This is a genomic window from Arthrobacter sp. BK1, assembly GCF_056680055.1.
The window spans coordinates 370,991-392,432 of sequence record NZ_CM155263.1 but is presented as its reverse complement, the minus strand read 5'-3'; the positions used below and the strand labels follow the sequence as shown (position 1 = coordinate 392,432).

The 21,442-nt window shown below is 64.6% G+C and carries 14 protein-coding genes and 4 pseudogenes; 6 read left to right on the top strand and 12 right to left on the bottom strand.

Annotated elements, in window-relative coordinates; genetic code table 11:
• Positions 1-1,577 precede the first annotated feature (1,577 nt).
• The 6 genes and pseudogenes from AC1MCA_RS01740 to AC1MCA_RS01715 form a co-directional block, all read left to right on the top strand.
• Positions 1,578-1,886 carry a hypothetical protein gene (locus AC1MCA_RS01740; RefSeq protein WP_479800786.1) on the top strand — a complete coding sequence of 103 codons (309 nt, stop codon included), beginning with the start codon at positions 1,578-1,580 and terminating at the stop codon, positions 1,884-1,886.
• A gap of 59 nt (positions 1,887-1,945) precedes the next feature.
• A pseudogene (locus AC1MCA_RS01735) lies at positions 1,946-2,925 on the top strand (IS3 family transposase); the annotation flags it as partial.
• Between the two features lie 263 nt (positions 2,926-3,188).
• Complete coding sequence (locus AC1MCA_RS01730; RefSeq protein WP_479800784.1) at positions 3,189-4,265, top strand: IS110 family RNA-guided transposase; 1,077 nt, start codon at positions 3,189-3,191, stop codon at positions 4,263-4,265.
• Between the two features lie 16 nt (positions 4,266-4,281).
• Positions 4,282-4,497, top strand: a pseudogene (locus tag AC1MCA_RS01725) (integrase core domain-containing protein); the annotation flags it as partial.
• A 61-nt stretch (positions 4,498-4,558) separates the two neighbouring features.
• Positions 4,559-4,825: pseudogene (locus tag AC1MCA_RS01720) on the top strand (transposase); the annotation flags it as partial.
• A gap of 16 nt (positions 4,826-4,841) precedes the next feature.
• Positions 4,842-5,057: pseudogene (locus AC1MCA_RS01715) on the top strand (integrase core domain-containing protein); the annotation flags it as partial.
• 163 nt (positions 5,058-5,220) lie between these two features.
• Here AC1MCA_RS01715 and AC1MCA_RS01710 read toward each other — a convergent pair.
• The 12 genes from AC1MCA_RS01710 to AC1MCA_RS01655 form a co-directional block, all read right to left on the bottom strand.
• A complete protein-coding gene (locus tag AC1MCA_RS01710) occupies positions 5,221-6,168 on the bottom strand; it encodes a DUF6454 family protein (protein WP_479800782.1) in 948 nt (315 codons plus the stop codon).
• A gap of 367 nt (positions 6,169-6,535) precedes the next feature.
• Complete coding sequence (locus AC1MCA_RS01705) at positions 6,536-7,624, bottom strand: glycerophosphodiester phosphodiesterase family protein (RefSeq protein ID WP_479800781.1); 1,089 nt, start codon at positions 7,622-7,624, stop codon at positions 6,536-6,538.
• 55 nt (positions 7,625-7,679) lie between these two features.
• Entirely contained in the window at positions 7,680-9,341 is a 1,662-nt protein-coding gene (locus AC1MCA_RS01700; RefSeq protein ID WP_479800780.1) for a phosphodiester glycosidase family protein, read from the bottom strand.
• A 1,365-nt stretch (positions 9,342-10,706) separates the two neighbouring features.
• Positions 10,707-12,074, bottom strand: a complete 1,368-nt coding sequence (locus tag AC1MCA_RS01695; protein ID WP_479800779.1) for a SpaA isopeptide-forming pilin-related protein — start codon at positions 12,072-12,074, stop codon at positions 10,707-10,709.
• Positions 12,075-12,539: 465 nt separating this feature from the next.
• Positions 12,540-13,013 carry a universal stress protein gene (locus tag AC1MCA_RS01690; protein WP_479800778.1) on the bottom strand — a complete coding sequence of 158 codons (474 nt, stop codon included), beginning with the start codon at positions 13,011-13,013 and terminating at the stop codon, positions 12,540-12,542.
• A gap of 91 nt (positions 13,014-13,104) precedes the next feature.
• Entirely contained in the window at positions 13,105-13,251 is a 147-nt protein-coding gene (locus AC1MCA_RS01685) for a hypothetical protein (RefSeq protein ID WP_479800777.1), read from the bottom strand.
• A 128-nt stretch (positions 13,252-13,379) separates the two neighbouring features.
• Positions 13,380-13,505 carry a hypothetical protein gene (locus tag AC1MCA_RS01680; RefSeq protein ID WP_479800776.1) on the bottom strand — a complete coding sequence of 42 codons (126 nt, stop codon included), beginning with the start codon at positions 13,503-13,505 and terminating at the stop codon, positions 13,380-13,382.
• Complete coding sequence (locus tag AC1MCA_RS01675; protein ID WP_479800775.1) at positions 13,502-17,431, bottom strand: Pls/PosA family non-ribosomal peptide synthetase; 3,930 nt, start codon at positions 17,429-17,431, stop codon at positions 13,502-13,504. The genes AC1MCA_RS01680 and AC1MCA_RS01675 overlap by 4 nt, the downstream gene beginning before the upstream one ends.
• A 139-nt stretch (positions 17,432-17,570) precedes the next feature.
• Positions 17,571-18,374, bottom strand: coding sequence for a phosphonate ABC transporter, permease protein PhnE (gene phnE / locus AC1MCA_RS01670; RefSeq protein WP_479800774.1), 804 nt, complete (start codon positions 18,372-18,374; stop codon positions 17,571-17,573).
• A complete protein-coding gene (locus AC1MCA_RS01665) occupies positions 18,371-19,126 on the bottom strand; it encodes a phosphonate ABC transporter ATP-binding protein (protein ID WP_479800772.1) in 756 nt (251 codons plus the stop codon). Before AC1MCA_RS01665 ends, phnE begins: the two co-directional genes overlap by 4 nt.
• Entirely contained in the window at positions 19,123-20,040 is a 918-nt protein-coding gene (locus AC1MCA_RS01660; protein ID WP_479800770.1) for a phosphate/phosphite/phosphonate ABC transporter substrate-binding protein, read from the bottom strand. The genes AC1MCA_RS01665 and AC1MCA_RS01660 overlap by 4 nt, the downstream gene beginning before the upstream one ends.
• A 56-nt stretch (positions 20,041-20,096) precedes the next feature.
• Entirely contained in the window at positions 20,097-21,296 is a 1,200-nt protein-coding gene (locus AC1MCA_RS01655; protein WP_479800769.1) for a TIGR03364 family FAD-dependent oxidoreductase, read from the bottom strand.
• Between the last annotated feature and the right edge of the window lie 146 nt (positions 21,297-21,442).

The following is a 21,442-nucleotide window of genomic DNA, read 5'->3' as shown; positions in this document are numbered from 1 at the left end:
AATTTCGATGATTCGCTCCCTAAGAGGCCCGGTCGCCCGCGCATCGGACGTCGGTAGGAGATTCGTTGAATGCGGCGACGGTCATGGGAAAGTGGGCCGATCAGGCCATGACAGGGCTGAAGGGAGTTTGAATCATCGTGAAGACTTTGGAAACGATGCACGCCAAATGTCCTAAGCCAACTCGTTATGCCCTCGAGAGAGGCGAGCTTACAAACGCTGGTGAACACTTCCAGCACTCCAATACTTGTCAGCGCAAAGAAGGACCGCGCCCCGTCGACGCGGTGTGCGGTCCTTGGTCTGAAAGCTTTGAAGCGGCGAAATTGGCGTGTGGACAATGTCCACACTCTTGCCGTCGGACTGGGTCGTACAGGGGTCGGATCGGGCCGGATTCCGCATGTTTCCGGGGGAGTCCAGTGTTTGCACGGGCGGGAGTCCGGTTCGAGTCCCACCTCGGGCACGTGTTTTCCCTGGTCAGAGGGGTTCTTGCTGTTTCTTTGTGTGCACATTGTGCACACTCTCGCCTCTGATCTGATGTTCCGGGTGTGTGGGGTCCCGGATAGACCTATTCGGTTGTGGGGGAGTGGCTGGCTACGGCGGCGCGCGTACCTCACTGTGGGGTCCCTTTTGGGTGTTCATCCTGGTTCGTCCTTCCCGTTGGGTTATCGCGTTCACCACTTCATGGTGGTTAGGGCCGCCAACAACGTGACCTGCTGAATATTTTTTTAGATCGACGGAGGGTTGCGGCCGGTCTGGAATTTTCGCTCTGAGACCTGTTCATGCAGGTATGCGAAGGGAACGGCATGACATGGCAACCGATCCGGAGCTGATCATGAGCTCGCTGAGCCTAGCCAGGTGGTAGCCGGGGTCGGTCTCGAGTGCGAGGTGCAGGAGCCGGTGGGCTTGCCGCCCTGGCCGTCCCAAAAGTTGACCCGCCGGCGCAGCCATCGTTTCCCGGCACCGCCGCATCCGGCCTCTGGGTATCCGGCGTCGCTGGTCTCGCTGTCCTCGCTGTTTGGCGGTGGGAGCTGGCCACGTTGCCTTCAACCAGATCCCGACGATCTCGGTCTCCCGGCGTCAACGCGTGCTGGGCGAGCAGCGCGGCGACGACCCAGACCGGATCTTTACCGATCGCCGGTGCGATCGAGGCGCTCGTTCGAGGCTTGAACCAACGTTTGCCACGCCGAAGGTCTCGTCGAACACCTCAGCGACGACGCGGTGGAGCATGACTTTGATGTCGACGGCCACAATGAAGCCCGGCCATCAAACTGGCCTACGACGCGGCCGAAGTTAGCCCCAACACGCGCGAAGGTCCGGCCGAGTCTGCAGCAGCAGTTCTCACCGGTCAATCTGTGGGGACACATGGGAGGATCGTCCGATGACGCCTGCGCACAGCAGCTCACGGCGGAGGGCGTGCGGATTGAGTTCGTGAAAGAGAATCTGAGCTTTACTCGCTGCCCGAAGCGGCTTCGCGCCCACAGCTGGCACGCCTCTTGCAGGTCTAGGAGAGCTGGCCGTGAGGCGAGGTGACCGGGGATCACTCCTGCCGGATCTCCGAACTTTCTGCCTAGGCTTGGGACATGCCAAGTCAAGAGCAAGGTCAACAGCATCTCCGCTCGCTCAAGTCATTCGTCTTGCGAGCCCGTCGCATTCGTGCTCACTCCCTAGCGAAGGACGCCCAACTTCTCGTAAAGCTGCACAATCCGCAGTTCAAGGTTCTTTTTACGCCAGAAACCGGCGCGATGAAGGTGGTGCTCGATCTCCCTCCTGAAGAGCAAGTTGAGAGTGCAGCAGCCCGCGTTCGCCCTTTGATCCTCAACGACGAAGACACCTTTCACGCCAAGGTGATGAACTCTCTTCTCTACTTCGGACGAAAGAGCTGGGGTTAACCTCTGTTGGTGGACACCTGAAGTAGCGGGATCCTTGGATTCTGCGGGAAGGTGTTCTTGTGAGCACGACACGACGTAAATTCACTCCGGAGTATCGGCGGGAGGCTGCGCGCCTTGTGATTGATACGGGCAGGGCGGTCGCGCCGGTGGCCCGTGAACTGGGCTTGGGCGAGCAGTTGCTGGGCCGGTGGGTGGCCCAGGAACGGGCGCGGCTGGCGGCTCCTGAGGAGTCAGCGACAGTTGAGGCGGGGAACTCTGAGCTGGAGCGTTTGCGGCGGGAAAACGCTCAGTTGCGGATGGATAACGAGTTCCTGGGAAAAGCCGCAGCCTTCTTCGCTTCCAAGCAGCAGAATCGGAGTGCTTCGAGCTGATGGAGGCGGAGAAGGCTAACTACCCGGTCCAGCGGATGGCCCGGCTTTTGGGGGTGTCCCGGTCCGGGTTCTACGCTTGGCGCCGACGAAGCTCCGAGGCGTCGGAGCGGGCCGTCGTGCGTGCGGAGCTGGATGCGAAGGTCAGGCTGGCCCATGCAGACTCCAATGGGATTTACGGGGCGCCGCGGGTCCAGGCTGCGCTGGCCCGGAACGGGACCGGTGTTGACCGGAAGACCGTCGCATCCTCGATGCGCCGGCAGGGGCTGGAAGGGATCTCCCCACGGCGTTTCCGGCCGGTAGCGCCGATCGGGGAGGCACGGGTCCATTCAATCCCGGATCTGGTGGCCAGAAAGTGGGACACCGGCAAGCTGGATGCGGTCTGGATCTCGGACATCACGTATCTGCGCACCGATGAAGGCTGGGTGTATTTGTGTGCTGTCCGGGACGCCTGCTCCCGGCGGGTGATCGGGTGGGCGATGGACTCGGTCCAGACAGCTGCTCTGGTCGAGCGCGCACTGCGTATGGCTTATATCCTGCGCGGCGGCGGCCCGGCCGGGGTCGTGTTCCACGCCGACCGCGGCACCCAGTACACCTCTACCCAGCTCAACGACGTCTGCGCTGGATTAGGCATCAGGCAGTCAGTTGGGCGGACAGGCGTGTGCTGGGATTGTCAGACTGTTTTTGTCGAATCATCAGCCGTAGATTCGGAAGTCCTGGTCGTCACGGCTTGACCCTTGTTGGGATAGACCCTCGGGTGTCTTTGCGTTGATCTGTCAGCCCGGCGACCGGGCAGCAACAAACACTGTCGCCGGGCAGGGCGTGACCTGATAGGAGCCTGGAGCCAGCATTCGACAGCGTCCCCATGACAGTCCTGTCCACCCGCCGGCGACAGCGTGATATCCACGTTATCCGGCAGGAGGCAACACGCACCATGGCACCACACATCCTCGTACCCGCCCGCTCAGGACACATAGTCATTGGCGTCGACACGCACAAACACGTGCACGTCGCCGCCGTCATGGATCCGATCGGCGGCATCCTCGACACCCTGACAGTGACCACCGATTCGGCCGGCTTCGGCCAGCTGCTCGGCTGGGCTGTTTCGTTCGGCAAGATCATCGCGTTCGGCGTCGAAGGAACCGGCTCCTACGGGGCCGGCCTGACTTCGTTCATCCGCAGGCAAGGACACAAGGTGGTCGAAGTGAACCGCCCCGACCGGCGCATGCGCAGGCTCGCCGGGAAATCCGACACCCTCGACGCGGAGAACGCCGCCCGCGCAGTGCTCGCCGGATTCGCGACCGCTGTCCCGAAAACCGCTGACGGGACCGTGGAAATGATCCGTGAACTCAAGATCGCCCACGACACCGCCGTGAAGGACCGCTCCGCGGCCATGGTCACACTCAAAGCTATGCTCATCCATGCCCCGGAACCGATGCGAAAGGACACGGCAGAGAAAACACAGATCATGCTCGCCCGCTATCTGGGCGCCCTGCGTCCCCGGGCCCTGGACACCCCCGAGGACTCCATCCGTCACGCCCTGCGCTCGATCGCCCGGCGTTGGCAGAACCTGGATGCCGAGGCCAAGGAACTGGCCGGCATGATCGAGACCCTAGTCACCCGAACCGCGCCCCAACTGCTGGACGCCTACGGAATCGGGCCCGACACCGCTGCCGAGATCCTGATCGTCGCAGGAGACAACCCCGAGCGCATCCACTCCGAGGCAGCCTTCGCCAAACTCGCCGGCATCAGCCCCATCCCCACCGGCTCCGGCATGACCTCTGGCCGCCACCGTCTTAACCGCGGCGGACACCGGCAACTCAACGCCGCCATTTACCGCACAGCGATCGTGAGGATGAAATTCCACGAACCCACCATTGCCTACGTCGCCCGCAGAACCGCCGAAGGGAAATCCAAGCGCGACATCATCCGCTGCCTCAAGCGCTACATCATCCGCGAGGTCTACCACCTGCTCAAGCCCACCCTGGCGACCGGCGTAATCGCGGGTTGACAACAATAGGAGCATCAACGCGATGCAGGAGTCTTTCTGGTCGACCTTGAAAAGCGAGTTCTACGACCGGCGCCGCTGGGCAACCAGGCACGACGCGATCCGGGCAACGGGACGCTGGATCGAGGAGTTCTACAACCGCGCCCGGCTCCACTCAGCCCTGGGCTACGCCACACCCGTGGAACACGAACGACTCCTCAGTACGAATAAACCTCAGCCGGCACAAGCCGCCTGAACAACTGTCCACGATTTGCGGGTAACCCCAGAGCGATCTTTCGGAAGAGGCCAAACTCGCCGGCATCAGCCCCATCCCCACCGGCTCCGGCATGACCTCTGGCCGCCACCGTCTTAACCGCGGCGGACACCGGCAACTCAACGCCGCCATTTACCGCACAGCGATCGTGAGGATGAAATTCCACGAACCCACCATTGCCTACGTCGCCCGCAGAACCGCCGAAGGGAAATCCAAGCGCGACATCATCCGCTGCCTCAAGCGCTACATCATCCGCGAGGTCTACCACCTGCTCAAGCCCACCCTGGCGACCGGCGTAATCGCGGGTTGACAACAATAGGAGCATCAACGCGATGCAGGAGTCTTTCTGGTCGACCTTGAAAAGCGAGTTCTACGACCGGCGCCGCTGGGCAACCAGGCACGACGCGATCCGGGCAACGGGACGCTGGATCGAGGAGTTCTACAACCGCGCCCGGCTCCACTCAGCCCTGGGCTACGCCACACCCGTGGAACACGAACGACTCCTCAGTACGAATAAACCTCAGCCGGCACAAGCCGCCTGAACAACTGTCCACGATTTGCGGGTAACCCCATTCTGCCGCCACCATGAGGAGACTGTGGGGTAGGCTCCCGGCCGTGCTGCTAGCCTGTGGAGTTGGATTCCTGGGCGTGTTGTGCAGGCGGGGACCAGTGAGTGGGCCCCGCCTGCATGGAGTCTTTCCTCGGTCAGGGGCGGGCTTCGAACACGAAGAGTTCCGTTCCAGCGCTTTCTTCGCCGTCGTCGGGGGCGGCGAACAGCCTCAGGACGTCCCCTTCGGATTCCATGGCGACAGGGTTCCGGGTTATGGAGTGGCCGGTGGTGGAGAACTTTTGGAAGGGGACCTCGTGGACGATTGTTCCGTCTGAGAGGTTGGTCAGGGCGAGTCCGCCGAGCTCGAACGGTTTTCCCTCGGCGGTTTTGAGGCCGGTTACACCGGAGCAGAGCTGGTGCCCGGCTCCGGCATACTCGCAGTCCTGGTAGTCGATGAAGTGGCTGGGGTTGCCCTGCGTCCCCAGCAGCCTGCCTTGGCCGTTCCAGGTGAAGAGCGTGCGGGAGCCCCAGCTGACGCCGCTGATCCGGTTGGTTTTACGGTCGGCGACGACTCCGCCGACGTGGTCGGTCTGGCGGAACTGTTCCGTGACCTCGTAGGTGTCCGGGTCGATGGTGTAAACGATCGAGCTGCTGTTGGGCCGGTACTCGGCCACGGGTACCCAGACCTTTTCGCCGTCGAAGTCCGTCCCGCCCGGGTGGTAGATCGTGTCCTCGCCCAGGACGATGTCTTTGATTAGGTTCCCTTGGCGGTCGAGGACGAAGACGTGCCCGCGGCCCTTTCCTGTGCTGCGGTCGTACCCGTCGACGGGTGAGGGGTAGCGCACCGTTGGTTCGATGATCTCGACGCTGCTGAGGAAGATTTTGTCGCCGACCAGCGACATGCCCTGGGGGTGGTACGTCGGGAAGTCCAGTTTGAGCTTTTGGACCTGCTCCCACTGGGTGTTGCGGTCGACCTTGGTCAAGGCTTCCGCTTCTGGCGTGAGGCCCTTCGGGGTTTGCCCGTTGGTGGCCACAGCGGAGGTTCCGGCTGTCAGGGCGGCTGCGGCGATCGCTGTGATGGCCAGGACGCGCTTCATCTTCATGTCTGCTCCAGGTGCGTGTTGGGGGATGCCCGGTGGGGCGCGATCAAACATAGGCGCCCGGGATGGCAGGAGGGACAAGGACAGGTATCGAAAGAAGAAACGACAGGCTGCAGGCCTCGTAAGGGGGAGTGGCCATTTGCCGGCCCTGCTCGGTCTCCTCTTTGACACCCGGCTGTCACCGGACGCCGCTAGGGACCGGGCATGGACGATGAACTGATGCTCGCCCCGACCGTCCCAGTTTCGGTCGAGCATGCCGTCAGGGATCGGCTGCGACAGTAGCCCACCCATTGCGGCGCTTCCCCGCCCAGATGCCGGGAAGCCCCCCGCCCCTTTGGGGGGCAGGGGCTTCCTGCGGCCTGGCTAGCGGTCAGCTTGATGCGGTTGCAGATGCGCCAGGAGTGAGGGTGTATTGCTTGGGCAGTTTCAGGGACCGCTCGGCCATGACTTCCCGCAGGCGGTTCGGGTAGTCGGTGATGAGCCCGTCGACCCCGGCGTCCATGAGGGCGCGCATGGTCGGTTTGTCATCGACGGTCCACGGGATGACCTGCATGCCCTTGCTGTGGGCGCGGGTGACCATGTCTGCGGTCACGTAGGGCATGTAGGCGGGGTCGGCGACGGTGCCGTTTTGCGGTGTGCCGTGGACGGGTGAGATGGCGTCGAAGCCGAGTGAGGCTGCGGAGTCCACGAGGTCGCCGCCGAAGTCGTCCGAGTCGACGCCGCCCAGCCAGGGTGAGGCGCCGGGCTGGCCGGCCTGCAGGAAGTCCTTGTTGGTCAGGGCCACGGTGCGGATTCCGGGCTGGCGTTCCTTGACTAGGCGCAGGGCGCCCCAGTCGAAGCTCTGGATGGAGACCCGCTCGGCCATGTGCGCGGCGTTGATTTCGCGCAGGGCCACGTCCACGAACTGTTCCCGCGGTGCGGTTTGTTCGGGGGCGCCGGCTTCGACTTTGGTCTCGATGTTGAACTTGACCTGGCTGGCCCGGTACTGCTTTGCCAGGTCGAATACCTCGGCGAGGGTGGGCATCTTCGCGCCGGGAGAAGCCTGCTGGCCAGGGACCTGCGGCAGGGTGAGCGAGCCGCAATCCAGGCTGCGGACCTGGTCGAAGGTGAGGTCCTTGATGTATTTGCCGACATAGGGGAAGGACGGGTCCCCGGGAGTGACGGGGGCGGTGTCCGTGCACTTTTGTCCGCTGATTTTGCGGTCGTGGGTGATGACTTCGCGGCCGTCCTTGGTGATCTGCAGGTCGAGTTCGAGCGTGGATACGCCTGTCTCGATCCCCTTGGCGAAGGAGGCGAGGGTTGATTCGACGGTCAGGCCAAGGCCACCGCGGTGTGCCTGCAGGTCGAAATGGTTGTCCGTTCCGTTGGGATTGGTGTCGGCGGCCTGGGCCGGGAGGGATGTTCCCAGGGCGAGGCCGGCGGTGATGGCGGCTGCGGTCAGCAGCTTCGTGTATTTCATGGGCTCTCCAAGTGTTTCTGTGATGGGTAGGGTCTGGGCCTGTGCCGGGTTACGGCTAGCGGCCCGCGAGCAGGAGGAGAACGTCGCCGACAGGACGTTCCCCGGTGGCGTCCGAGGGGGAGTTCACGACCTGGCCGCCCTGGACCAAGGTGGTGGATCCTCCGCCGTCGAGGTTGATGGCGTTGACCATCCCCAAGGACCGTGCGACATCGGCGGATTCTTTGATGCTCAGCCCCAGGCTGGTGGTCTGGCGGCCGTCGGCGGTGACCAACAGGGTGTGGCCTTGGGCGTCGACCCCGGCGATGGTGCGGGGGTTGCGTTTGTGGACCCAGCCGTAGAAGAAGCTGTTGTTGTCGTTGGCGCGGACCATCCCGTCGCGTTTGGCGGTGATGTTCAGCTGGCCGTTTTGGACCAGGGTCGGGCCGCCGTTGACGACATCAGTGCTGGATCCAGCCTTCAGGGCCTTACCGTCTTCGTCGAGCAAATCCGTGTTGACCTTCAGCTTTCTGCCCGGGACGGCCAGGGCGGCGAGTTTGTCGACGTCCGAGCCGATGGCCTGTACGGTCTGACCGCCTGCGGGGACCCCGGTGCCGCGGGTGTGGTTGACTGCGGTGACGGTGCCATGGGTGTCCAGGATGACTTCGAGTCCGGGCCCGGCCGGGGTGGTGGGGCCGAACTCGGGGGTGAAGGCGACGATTTCGTCGGCGTCGGTGCAGGTGAAGTCGTGCAGCGGCAGGTTCGTGGGGGTGTCATTGGTGCCGCCGCAGTTGCGGATGAGCCCGGGGACCCGGTTGATTCCGTCCAGGGGGAGTTCAGCCTGACCTGGTGCGGTGACCGTGCCGTGCCAGTGCAGACGCTGGATGGAGGTGCCGTTCTTATCCAGGACGAGGGAGGGCCGATCACCGACGGGTTCGCTGAGGACCTTGCCATCATGTACTGCCGCTCCGGCGGGGTCGCCGGGGGCGCCTGCTGCGGGGTCCATTGTGAAGAACCCGCCGTTGACGGCTGCCAGAGCGCCGGCGGCAGCGGAGAGCTGGCTGGTGGTTTCGCGGTCCTCGAGGTTCGGTCCGAAGGAGGAGGTGAGGTCGCCGCGGTATTCCTTCGGGTCAATGGTCAGCACCTGCAGGTTCCAGGGGCCGCGGTCGTTTTCGCTGGTACCGGCGTCGCCGTCCCAACCGGTATAGATTACCGAGGCTTTGTAGCCGGCGGCCTTGATCTGGTTGACGGTGGCGGACCCGTCGTCCTTGGCTCCGAACTGACCCACGCGGACGCGGTAACCGAGGTCCCCGCCGGCGTCGGCCAGCTGGGGTGACTGTACGTGCTCAACCCTGGCCGTAACGCCGGCGGCGGTGAGCTTGTCGGCGACCATCTGGGCCTGCGCCTGGGTGGACAACGCGGAAGCGGGGGCATCGGGGTCGTGCGACGTGGACGGGACCGCCACTTCGGCGGCCCAGAAGAAGTCCTGGTTCGGGGCGCCCCGGGTGATCGTGGTCCGGGTCAGGCCCGGGGCCAAGGTGACCACGTTCCGCATCTCGGGCAGGTCCTGCGCACCGAGATCCAGATGGGCGGATGGTGATGGTGCAGCAGCCTGCTGATCCGGGGTCGGCGCCGTGGGGGCTGCGGTGGAGGCGCCTGCCGGGGTGAGGAAGGCGAAGGGGAGGGACACGGCCAGTGCGGTGATAACCGCGCGGCGGTGACGATGATTGGGGTTGGTCATGATTATCGACACTAAAGCGCCGTGAAGTCAGAGTTGGCTCCCACGCACTGCGGTTCTAAATGGCTTCCGCAACTGTTCATCACCTGTTCGAGAAACCGTCTCCAGATATTCCTGCCCGGCACCGTAACCCCCGAAGAGTCGTCACCCTGGAGCAGCGCGGGGGCTCTGTGCTGGAAACGAGCAACGCGGGCCCGGAACATGTTGGCAATGAACCGTCCGGCAGTCCGCAGACGACATCGTCTAGGGCGCCCAAAGCCCTGTCTGAAACCAGCGGCGGGTGGCGAGGGACACCTCGGGTCAGATACGGGAAAGGGGCGCACCGTTCGCAGAGCGCGCCTTTCGTTTTCCCATTCCCCAAGCCGATCCCCTTCGGCTCAAGCCATCATCAGCTCGCTTGCAAATGTGCGCGCAAGCCCCTGGATTTGTAGGGGAAGCGGCCCCACATGGCTATCACGGTGTGCGTATCCCATTTCCTTTCGCTCTGCGTCGGCTACCTGCAGACCGCAACAAAAAGCCGGCATCGGAACACTTGTGTCCCCCACCCTGCCCCTGCGCCATCGTGATGTTCATCGTTTGGTTCCATCTCCTCTTGGCCTGGTAGGCCCTCGGAATCCCGCCCGAACCTGGCACCCCCGTTCGCTAAAGACCACGTCGTCACCGAGTTGGGTCGCGCGACTATGCCAGAACCGGTGGGCTTGCCTCCTTTCAGGCAGACCACCAGCTCTCCTTATTGACTATGAATCGCCGGGAAAGGAACAGATGCCTGCAAAACCGCGGTCAAAGCGGCCGTTGTCGCGGTGAGAAAGCGGATTGTGCGCACGCCGTGTCGGTGATTTCGACGGAGAGGGCCGACCTCCCAGTGATCATTCGCCACCCTGCAATGTCGCATTGGTCCTCTACTGCAGGCTCTTGGTTGTCAGGTTGGGGTGTAGTCCCGTCTTACGGGAGTCTAAAGGACCGGGTTGCTCACGGGGCGGGCATCGGAGGGCAGGATGCACGGGACCCTGTTTGAACGAATGAGTCTGCAGTGCGGATCAAATCCATTTGTCAGGGGCTTGCCCCGCGCCTGGCGGAATAGTCTGGCTGGGGCCCGAACTGAGCCGACGTTCATTGACAGCGATGCCATTAAGAACGGCGACCAAATCCTTGTCACCGACCCGAGCGTCATGACGGCGCCGGACGCTGTGAGCGGAAGCGCTGCCGGATGCCCGGGTGGTGGTATTGGTGGGCGACGGCGGCGTCCGGCTTGATTCTGAACGCCTACCGGCAGGTCCCCAGTGGTGGTGCGCCGGGGACCTGCCGGTCTTGGATACGATGATGCGGATGTCAGTCCGCGGGTAGTTACACGATCCTCAATTAGGGTGCCTATTGTGGGATGTTGACGTTCGCGGGGTGGTTGCCGTAGCTCTTGTCGTCGTATGCAGCCCCGCCAAGGCCACACAGTTGGGCTGCGGTCAGGCCGGAAGGTGCAGCGCTCAGCGACGATTTGTCGACGCCGTCCACTGTAACTGTGCTGGTGTACAGCGAGTTGTCAGCTTCTTTGCAGACGAGCACGATGATCTTGAAATCGCGCGGGTTTGCGAAGGTCAAGCTGACGGTGGCTCCTCCAACCAGCGTTACAGCCTGTGGCGCAGCCGTGTCGTGGCCAGCGGGTGTTGTGCTCTCAACAACCCAGTAGTTTGCTGCCAGCACCTGGGTGAAAGAGCATTTGCCGTCGGTGCCGGTGGTGCACGTTGTGGCGGGGGTTACGGCCAGATCCGTCGCCGGATCAAACGTTCCGCCTACCGGTGCGGCGTCGTTATACAGCGTGAAGATGGCACCGGCCAGAGGTGATGCCGGAGAGTCGTCATCTGTCTTTAGCACATTGATGTCGCCACACTTCGATGTCGCCACGGAGATCGGGGCAATGAAGTCTTTCACTGCAGACGTGAAAGAGTCCGAGGACCGGCTCTTCAGATAGGCACTGCTGAACGGCAGACAGGGGTCTGCTCCGACGATCCCGGCAGCCGTTAGGTTGATCGCTGCTTCGCCGAAGGTCCTGACGCTCAAATTCCGCGGAGCGTCTGGATCAATTGGATCCTCCACCGCAACGGTGTTGATCGCGCCTTCGAAGTTTCCGGTCAGTGTCTGGACCTTGCTCCAGCAAGGGGTGGCGTTGGCCGCTTCGCAGAGCGTCCGCGCACCAGTCGAAAGCCAGCGGTGATACCCAAGGACAGGATTGACGCCGCCTTGGGAGAGGTCATATTTGATCAGTACGTCGCCTTCCGTGCGGACGGGAGTCACACCGTTGGAGGAAAGCACAGATGACTGGTTGAATTCGAAGTCCATGTTCGTGGTGCCATTGGGTTCCTGGACCCGTTCCCAGGCGAGGTAGGCGTACGTGCTGCCGTTTGCTTCCTCCACGAACCTCGCGTAGAAGCGTGTCAGGTCGCTCTTGTTGTTCGGTATAGAGCCGTCGACGACGGACGGTACGGCTGTGTCTTCCTTGGTGCCTGTTCCGAATGAATCATCTGTCTGGCCGGTCGGCTTATCGAGGCCGCAGCCCGCGATGGGGGTTACGCAGCTGATGCCGATGTTTGCCCAGTCCTTGACCTCGTCGTTGACGACTAAATTGCCGTCTCCGGCGTCGAACGGGCTTCCGGGAAGGTTTGCTTGAGCGGCTGTGGTTCCGGAGAGGATCAATGCCAGACAGGCAAGTCCTGCGCCAAGGCGGGCGCGGGTAGTGTTTTTCATGGGAGTGCTCACTTCCGAGAGGTGGATAGCGATTACTGCACGGACTTCTGGTCCGGCGTCGGAGATACCCCCCAGCATCTTCCCGTGATATTCCATGGACCGTGCCCGCGCAGGGGCCGGCCGGACCGCTCCGGACATCGTGGTTTCGGCGAGTGCGGAGTGGGGCGAGCAGGGCAATGCCAGTAGTCGTTGCTGGAGGTGCGCGGCTCGGATTGCTGGGCGCTCTGCGCATTAACGGGTCCTATCCGATGAGCTCCGCCAAAACGGCCAAGCCCTCAGCCCTGATCTGAGTTCAGGACCGGTTACCAATACGTAACCCAGCGCTCCGAGCGTATGCCCGGCGAATACTGATCCACAACGACGGGCTGATGAACATTCCGAGTCTTCTGAAAGTCGTTTGCGTCGGCTACAACGGGCTGCGCTGATGGTCGGCAGCTCTCGGGGGAAGTTGGTTTGTGGACATCATCATCTGTCGGGGATCACTAGAACAGGACGTTTCTGATGCCGAATCAACAGTGTGGAAACTGAACCTTCCAGAAGCCGGCTCATCCGGGCGGTGAATCCCGGCCTTGGCCCACCAACGATGATCAGTGACGCCCCGGTGCTATCGGCCAGACGGGTAAGGGCTTTGGCGGGGTCGCCATTAAGAACGCGGAACGACCACCGCTGCCCTGGTGGTCCGAGCACCGATTCGAGCCGCCGCAGGAGCTGCCCGGAGGGGAATTGCGCCTCTTCATTGACTACCGGATCAAGAGAGTTCGCTGCGCGGTCCTCATCGGACTCCCACTCGACAAGGTAAGTGGCCGGGTCAACAAACGCACATACCAGGTGCAGACCCAGGCCAGCGGCGAGAGAGGCCGCCGGGCGGACCAGCCGCTCGGAAAAATCCCAGGCAAGCCCTAGTACCGCCGGACCTTCCGGCCATTGCACATCACGCATGGTGTGATGATGCTCCGGACGAGCCCAGGACAGATTCTGAAGGTACAGCCTCAGCGTCGACCACAAGGCTCACAATAGCCGTCGAACTGGTTCAGGGTGGCGGCAGCGGAGGCGGATATTGCCACGAAGTAACGATGGCCGAGGCTCCTGACCAGATCCACTCGGCGGAACAAGCGAACCCTTCGTGGAGCCAGATGTCGGACCAGGTGGCGGCGGTTCCGAACCATTGGTGGGCCATTTCGCGCTATAAGGCGTTGGGATTCCCAGGCCCGGTGCCGGTGGTCGGGTCCGAAAACGGACAGGGACTGGCGGCGCCGCCGGGTTTTGGAATCGGCTGGTGGTGACCTGGTAGTGCAGGTGCAGCTCTTAGCGGGACACCTGGTAGTCGCCGCTTCTGTTCCCGGGGGTGTAGGAGTCCGCAGCCACGAGATCGATTGCGGCCGAACGGGTGCGGATTCGTGCTCCGGGGGCAGGCTGCCGGTCGGCGGTCATGGCTTCAGGGCTTCCCGGGCGGGGACCGCGGTTGATGTGTTCGGTGGGCTGGGCCAGGGGCTGACGGGGTTACCGATCCAGTAGGTGCCCGCGGGGACCGTTTCTCCGCGCATGACCAGGGACGCTGGCCCGACGGTGCCACCGGCGCCGATCCGGGCGGCCGGGAGGATGACGCCGTGCGGTCCCATGGTGGCCCCGTCGTCAAGGCGGACAGTATCGATGCTCATGACCCGGTCATGGAAGAGGTGGGTCTGGACCACGCAGCCGCGGTTGACGGTGGAGCTCGCGCCGAGCGTCACGAGGTCTGCCTCGGGGAGCCAGTAGCTTTCACACCAGGCGCCTGATCCGATCCGGGCGCCGAGGGCCCGCAGCCACCACACCAGGGCCGGGGTTCCGGCTGCGGCGCGGGCGAACCACGGGGCGGTGACCATTTCGATGAACGTGTCCACCACTTCGTTGCGCCAGATGAAGGAACTCCACAACGGGTGTTCCCCCGCGCGGATCCGCCCCACGAGCAGCCATTTTGCCGCAACGGAGCTCCCCGCGGCCACGGCACCGGCGGCCAGGACCACCACTGTTCCGAGGAGGGCTGCGACGGCGTAGCCGGCGCGGGCCGCCACAAGGTTAAGGACGGCGAGGACGGCAGCCGCGATCGCTCCGGTCAGGATCACCGGGACAGCGCGTCCCAGTTCCCAGCAGGCCCGGTAGACCTTCAACCTCAGCGGAGGGTTGAAGGTCAGGCTCTGATCCATGTCCATCCGGGCCCGGCGCAGCCGGACCGGCGGGCTGCCCAGCCAGGATGTCCCGGACTTGGCCTTGGCCGGTGTTGCGGACAGGACAGCGACGAGGGAGTTCTTCGGGACGCTGCGACCAGCCCCGGTCATCCCGGAATTGCCCAGGAACGCCCGCTTCCCGATTTTGGCCCGGCCTATCGTCATCCAGCCGCCGCCGAGTTCGTAGGAGGCGATCATGGTGTCATCGGCGAGGAACGCCCCGTCTCCGACTGTGGTCATCGACGGCAGCAACAGCACGGTGGACGCTTCGACGTTTTTGCCCACCGTGGCTCCGAGGAGCCGCAGCCAGACGGGGGTGAACAGGCTTGCGTAGAGCGGAAACAGCAGGTCCCTCGCGAGGTCAAGGACGCGTTCTGTCGCCCAGACCCGCCAGCCGGTGAGGCTGCGGACCCGGTAATGGCCGGGGGCGAGGCCGAGGCCGAGGACCCGGACGACGGCGGCTATCAGAATCATGTTCGAGACGAACCAGATGACCGCCGCCACGGGGACGGCCCACAGCAGTACCGGCCAGGAGGACGATAGCGAGTCCTGCCCGCGGACGGCTGCGGTGACCGCCAGGGCTCCGGCGCCGGCCGACAGGTATGGGATGGTGGCCAGTACCGCCGAGGCGGTGGCGTGGGCGGGGAACCAGATCGCCGCTGTTGCCCCGGTCGGGGGATGGGCGGGCCGGTGCTGCTGTGCTTTGCCGAGCCGCTGCGCCGGGGAGCCGGCGAAGCGCTGGTTTGCCCGCACCTTCCCCAGGACGGCGGAGCCCGGTGCGATTTCGGCGCCGGCACCGATCCGGGTACCGGGCATCAGGGTGCTGCGCGAACCCACAGTGGCTCCCGGACCGACCCTGACGGCTCCGATGTGCACCAGGTCCCCGTCGATCCACCATCCCGAAAGGTCCACTTCGGGTTCGATCGAGCAGCCCGTGCCCAGGCTCAGCATCCCGGTCACGGGCGGGACCGAGTGCAGGTCCACGTCCTTGCCGATTTTCGCCCCGAGAGCCCGCGCATAGTGCGTAACCCAGGGGGCGCCGGCGAGGCTGACCGCACCGGAGAGATCAGAGATCTGTTCGGCAAGCCACAACCGCAGGTGCATGTTCCCCGAGCGCGGATAGCTGCCCGGTGTGACGCCGCGGAGCAGGAGCCGGGCGGCTGCGGCAGAGACTGCCATCCGCCCCCAGGGGCTGACGAACACCGCCCAGGAGGCCAGCACCCACCACCAAGACACAGTCGGAGCTCCAGGAAGGACCCCGGTGGAGGCGAGGATGTTGTTGATGACCATCAGATACGTCAGCCACCGCATGGACACGAGCAGGTGCAGCGGGGTCCCGGCAAGGAGCTGGAACAGCTGTGACCTCTTCGAGGTGGGCTTCACGGTGCGCGCCTGGGATGAGGCCGCCTCGTGGCCGCCGTCGGGGGAGGAAAGGATCGCCAGTTCGATCAGCGCACCGAGGCGCGGGCGGTCGTAGATGTCCGCGACCGTGACGGTGGGGTAGCGAACCCGCAGGGCCGAGACCAGCCTGGCGGCGGCCAGGCTGCCGCCGCCGTGGGCGAAGAAGTCTGCCTCCAGTCCCTCCGGGGCTGCGCCAAGGACATCGGTCCACTGCTCCACGATCCACCCGGAGCGGTCATCGAGGTCAATCTCCGGAGCCGGCCCTCCCGCGGGTTGTGCTTCCAGCGGCCACGGCAGGGCATTCCGGTCGACCTTGCCGCTGGTCTTGACCGGGAGGGACTCAACACTTGCCAGCAGCGGGATCAGTGCGGCGGGCAGCCGGTCGGCGAGCAGGTGCCGCGCCGCAGACAGGTCCGGGTTGGTCTCTGGTGCCGGGACGAGGTAGCCCACAAGGATCTGATTTCCTGCCGCTGTGGTCTGCACGGCCGCCGCGGCCGAGTGGATTCCCGGCAGGGACTGGAGGGCGGCGTCGATTTCCCCGAGTTCGATCCGCCGGCCGCCGAGTTTGACCTGTTCATCGGCTCGCCCGAGAAAGATGAGGCCGTCGGGTTCGTAGCGGACCAGGTCCCCGCTGCGGTAGGCCCGGGCCCATCCCAAAGTGTCCATGGGCGCGTACTTTTCCGCGTCCTTGGCCGGATCAAGGTACCTGGCCAGGCCCACACCGCCGATGATCAGTTCGCCGGTGCCGCCCTCTGGGACCGGGATTCCGGCCGGGTCGACGACGGCCAGGTCCCAGCCGTCCAGGGGCAGCCCGATATGCACCGGGCCTGTCCCGTCCATCGGCGCGGCACATGCGACGACGGTGGCCTCGGTCGGACCGTAGGTGTTCCAGACCTCCCGCTCCTCGACGGCGAGGCGGGCAGCGAGCTCCGGCGGGCAGGCTTCGCCTCCGAAAATCAGGAGCCGGACCGCCTCGAGGGATTCGGCGGGCCAGAGCCCGGCGAGGGTGGGGACAGTGGAGACGACGGTGATGCCGTTGGTGATCAGCAACGGACCCAGGTCCATTCCGGTCCTGACCAGGGACCGGGGAGCCGGCACGAGGCAGGCGCCGTTGCGCCAGGCCAGCCACATTTCCTCGCACGAGGCATCGAATGCCACGGACAACCCGGCCAGAACCCGGTCCGAGGTCCCGATCGGTTCCGCCTGTAGGAAGAGGCGAGCCTCGGCGTCGACAAACGCGGCGGCGGACCGATGTGTGACTGCCACACCCTTGGGGGTGCCGGTGGAACCGGAGGTGAAGATCACCCACGCATCGTCCTCCGGGGTGGGTTGCCGGGGTGAGGGGAAAGGCCGGGCCCGGGTCGGGGAGGTGATGATTTCACCCGCGCGCACAATCCCTGCCACCCCGGCCTCTTCGAAGACCAGCCGTGCCCGCTCGTCCGGGTCATCGGCGTCGACCGGGACATAGGCCGCGCCCACGTGCAGGACCGCCAGGATCGCCAGGTACAGCTCGTTTGTCCCCGACGGGATCCGCACGCCGACCTTGTCGCCGGCGCCGATCCCGGCCTGGTGCAAGCGGCGGGCATAGGCCTTCACATGGCGGAGCAGCTCCGCATAACTGAGCGAGGTACGCCCGTCATCCAAAGCGGAAGAATCCGGGAACCGTTGTGCGTTTTCCAGAAGAATCTGCACCAGGGTGCGCGGCGGGGCAGCGTCAGCAGCGCGGGCCAGCTGCGGGGGGTGAGCTGTCACCATCCCAGTGTGGACGAAAACGTGCCGTGACAGAACGCTCTGGTGCCAATCGCCCGCCGCCTGGGCGAATATTTCGACGTTCCGTCAGATCCACAAGCTGCTGAAGGGAGCACCCGCCGTCGCCGGCTCTGTCCAAGCCTCAGGCGAGCTTGCGGCGGATCAGCGCTGATGCCTGGTCCACCACGACGATCAGGATGAGGACCACGATGATGTGTGTGAGCATCTGGTCGAACTGGAAGGACTTGATGGCTTGGTTGATCAGCAGACCCACCCCGCCGGCGCCCACGAGGCCAAGGACCAGGGAGGAGCGCACGTTGACGTCGAAGCGGTAGAGGAGCAGCCCTACGAACTGGGGGACCACCAGGGGGATGCTGGCGTGGAACGTTTGCTGCAGCTTGGTGGCGCCTGCGGAGGCGAGGGCCAGGACGGGTCCTTGGTCGCTTTCTTCCATGGCTTCGGCCCAGAGCTTGCCCATCACGCCGGTGTTGTGGCAAATCAGGGCCAGGACTCCGGCGAACGGGCCAAGGCCCACTGCTGTGACGAAGATAAGCGCGAAGACAACGTCAGGAACGGCCCGGAGGAAGGACAGGACTGTACGTGCCCCCTGGTACAAAAGGGGATGGGGTGAGGTGGTTTCTGAAGCCAGTGCGGCCAGCAGAAGCGCGGTGGGAATGGACAGTGTGGTTCCCAGGAGACCGATCCAGAGTGTTACCAGGGTGGCTTCGAGGCCGGGCTTGAGCACTTTCTCCCAGTCCAGGTCCGGCGGGAACGCTTCGGCGAGGAACCGCCCCATGCCCTGGGCGCCGTCAACCAGCAGCGCCGGCTGGAATTCGGTGCTTTCGAACGCGATCACGTGCAGGACGATGAACACCACGACGGCGGTGGCTGTTGTTCCGCGGCGGGTCCACTGGTCCGTGGGACGGAGGAAGGCCGGGGCGCTCATGCTGCGATCCGGTCCGGTGCGTAGAGCGTGTCCAGAACATCATCCGTCAAGGTGTCCATCCCGGCGTCGAATGCTATTTTGCCTTTGAGCAGGCCGATGGCGCGGTCTGCGTGGCGGATGGCAAGATCCGGCTGGTGCAGGACGGCTGCGACGGCGAGGTTTTCTGTGTGGGCGAGGTCGGCCAGGAGGGCCATCACCTGCTCGGCGGCGTGGGGGTCCAAGGCGGAGACGGGTTCGTCCGCCAGCACTACCGATGCGCGCTGGCACAAGGCCCTGGCGATCGCGACGCGCTGCTGCTGGCCGCCGGACAGCTTTCCGGTCCTTTCCTGGGCGACGTGCGCGAGTCCGACGCGGTCAAGGTTCGCCATGGCTTCCTCTTTCAGTTCGTTGGTAAAGAAGGCGGGGCTGACCGAGGCAAGTCCGCGGACCCGCAGGAGTCCGCCCGAGCAGACGTTCTCCAAGGCGGTGCGGCGCGGAACGAGATGGATTTTCTGGAAGACCATGGCCGCTTCGCTGCGGGCCTGGATCTGTGCCCGGCCCTGGAGGGCGCCGAGGTCTTTTCCCTGGACGCGGATGGTGCCGGTGTCCGGGCGGGTCAGCCCGATGACGCACTTGAGGGTGGTGGATTTTCCGGAGCCGTTGGCGCCCAGGAAGGCGAGCAGCTCGCCTGAGCGGACGGTGAAGTCCACGCCGTCCAGGACCTTGGTCCCGGAGTAGCTTTTGGTCAGGCCCGCGACTTCGACGGCGGTCACAGGTCTTCCTCGGTGAGGCCCATGGTGGCGGCGAGGTCGAACAGCGGCTGGTAGGTGTCCTTGGTGACGGACAGCAGTGGGCCTGGAGGGGTGACGTCGAGGAAGGCGCCCACTTTTTCGATGGCCTCTGTGGGCAGGTTCACCAGTGCGTCGCGGACGGCTTCCTTGAGGGCGGGATCGGCGTTTCCGCGGATGGTGATCGGATCGTTGGGTATGGGCTCCGAGGTCCAGATCTGGCGGAAATCCTCGGCCTTGAAGGTGCCGGCGGCGGTGGCCGAGGCGAGGGTTTGGGAGTTGATCTGCGCGGCGTCCACGGTGCCGTTGGCCAGGGCCAGGAGGGCTTCAGGGTGCCCGCCGGCGTAGTTGATGTCCACGTCTGATTCGCTGATGCCTGCTGTCTTCAGTCCGTAACGGGGGAGGACGTCGCCGGAGGTGGAGCCGATCCCGCCGAGTGCGACGTCCTTGCCCTTGAGGTCGCTGATGGACCGGATGGCGGAATCCTTGGCCACCCAGATCCCTGCCGTGTAGGTGCTGAGTTTGCCCTCGGCGGTGCCGAAGGAGGCGATGGGTTCCGCTCCGGCCTTGGTGCTGGCGAAGACGTACCCCATGGGGCCGAACTGTCCGATGTCCAGGCGGTTGTTGGCCATGGCGAGCACCTCAGCGGAGTAGTCCTCCACGACCTGGACCTCCACCTTGCACCCGAGGCGCTCCTCCATGGCGTCCGCGAGGGCACGGTAGGCGGGCTCGAGCTTGGTGGGATCCTCGAACGGCTCAATGCCGAACTTGAGGGGGCCGTCGGCGCAGTAGGCGGGGGCGTCGGCGGACGCGGTCTGAGCATCTGCGCCGGCGCAGGACGAGAGTCCGATGGCGGCGAGCAGGGCAGCCGGAAGCAGGGCGAAGTAGCGGGTGTTCATGGGAAATCCTTCAGGAGTTTGGGTGGACGGATCAGAAGAATGGGGGAAAGGGAGTTTCAGGGGAGGGTGGAGACGTTGCGTGCTGCCAGCCCGAAGGAAACGGTCATGCCGATTCCGGCGGTGACGGACACGGCGGTGACTCCGGGTGCAACGCCGGCAACCAGGAGCGGCCCCACCTCGGACGAGGCATAGATGCCCTGCCAGCGTTCGGTGATGTCCAGGCTGTGCACACCCAGGACGTCCTGGATACGGTTCAGGAGGAGCGTGGAGGTGGACTCGGCCAGGAAAGGTGCTGCGGTCTTTTGGTATGCGTGGGAGTCGCCCAGCAGCAGGGTCCCGTCAGGGCGCTGGGTGAACATCACGTTCGCGCCGATCTCCAGGAGATCCGGATCCTGGGCATGCACTTCGGCCAGAAGCTCCGGGGCGGACGGCATTTCCACGAAGGCGCCGTAGCGGAGCATGGAGGTGGCCGTCAGGACCGCCGGCAGCAGGTCAAGTCCGGCAGGGGCGGCCGCGGCCGCCATCTGGAGTGAGCAGCGTTCGATTTTGTGCCCGTCGGCCAGTTCGGGGAAGAGCAGGTCCACATCGTGGCCCACGCACACAAACACCTGGTCTGCCTCCACATCGCCGCGGGTGGTGCGCACCCGCGCCGTCCGCCCGGATCCTGCGTCAAACCCGACGGCGGACGTGTTCCACCGCACGGACGTCTCCGGCTGTGTCTCCAGCCAGGCCGCGAGGGTGGCCACCGTGGTGCGTGGATCAACGCGCAAGTCATCGCGCAGCCACGCGCCGCCCACGACAACGGAACCTTCCGTCGGGTCGATATTCTTGCCGGGAGCAATGCGGCCCAGCCGGCCGGCGGTCTCCGCAGCGCTGAGCATCACGATCTGGCCAGTCTCGCGGCGTTCGGCAAGTTCCTGCAGGACTCGCAGTTCCGTTGCGGTGCTTGCCACCACCACGGCGCCGGACTCGGCGGACCAGAAACCTGCACGGTCCGAGAAGTCCAGCCAGTGCTTGCGGCCCGTGATGGCCAGTTCGTACAGGTCGCCGGTCTGGGCGGTGATGCAGCAGTGTCCGAAGTTTCTGATGGATGCCCCCACGGCCCGGTGGTCACGGTCGATGACCAGCACGGACAGTCCGCGGTCGGCGGCAAGCGCGGCATGGGCCAGCCCCACGATACCTGCGCCGACAACCACCACGTCCACTGAGGAGGGGAGGGTGGCGGCGGTCTGGGTTTGGAGGTTTTCGGTATTCACAAGATCGATAGTGGCGGTCGCCGGAGGGCCGGATCAAGCCAAAACGGCACTTGTCTGTACAAGTTTTCATTTTGTTCATGAAATCCCCATGAAGTTAATGTCCTGTTCATCCGAGGCCTTGGGAAATAAGGGATTCTCGAAGACTC

Bases quoted from the DNA above. Each gene is read 5' to 3' on its own strand.
- AC1MCA_RS01685 (WP_479800777.1), bottom strand. From the start codon at position 13,251: ATGGCCCACCAATGGTTCGGAACCGCCGCCACCTGGTCCGACATCTGG.
- AC1MCA_RS01695 (WP_479800779.1), bottom strand. From the start codon at position 12,074: ATGAAAAACACTACCCGCGCCCGCCTTGGCGCAGGACTTGCCTGTCTG.
- AC1MCA_RS01730 (WP_479800784.1), top strand. From the start codon at position 3,189: ATGGCACCACACATCCTCGTACCCGCCCGCTCAGGACACATAGTCATT.
- AC1MCA_RS01740 (WP_479800786.1), top strand. From the start codon at position 1,578: ATGCCAAGTCAAGAGCAAGGTCAACAGCATCTCCGCTCGCTCAAGTCA.
- AC1MCA_RS01660 (WP_479800770.1), bottom strand. From the start codon at position 20,040: ATGAACACCCGCTACTTCGCCCTGCTTCCGGCTGCCCTGCTCGCCGCC.
- AC1MCA_RS01680 (WP_479800776.1), bottom strand. From the start codon at position 13,505: ATGACCGCCGACCGGCAGCCTGCCCCCGGAGCACGAATCCGCACCCGT.
- AC1MCA_RS01710 (WP_479800782.1), bottom strand. From the start codon at position 6,168: ATGAAGATGAAGCGCGTCCTGGCCATCACAGCGATCGCCGCAGCCGCC.
- AC1MCA_RS01700 (WP_479800780.1), bottom strand. From the start codon at position 9,341: ATGACCAACCCCAATCATCGTCACCGCCGCGCGGTTATCACCGCACTG.
- AC1MCA_RS01690 (WP_479800778.1), bottom strand. From the start codon at position 13,013: ATGCGTGATGTGCAATGGCCGGAAGGTCCGGCGGTACTAGGGCTTGCC.
- phnE (WP_479800774.1), bottom strand. From the start codon at position 18,374: ATGAGCGCCCCGGCCTTCCTCCGTCCCACGGACCAGTGGACCCGCCGC.
- AC1MCA_RS01705 (WP_479800781.1), bottom strand. From the start codon at position 7,624: ATGAAATACACGAAGCTGCTGACCGCAGCCGCCATCACCGCCGGCCTC.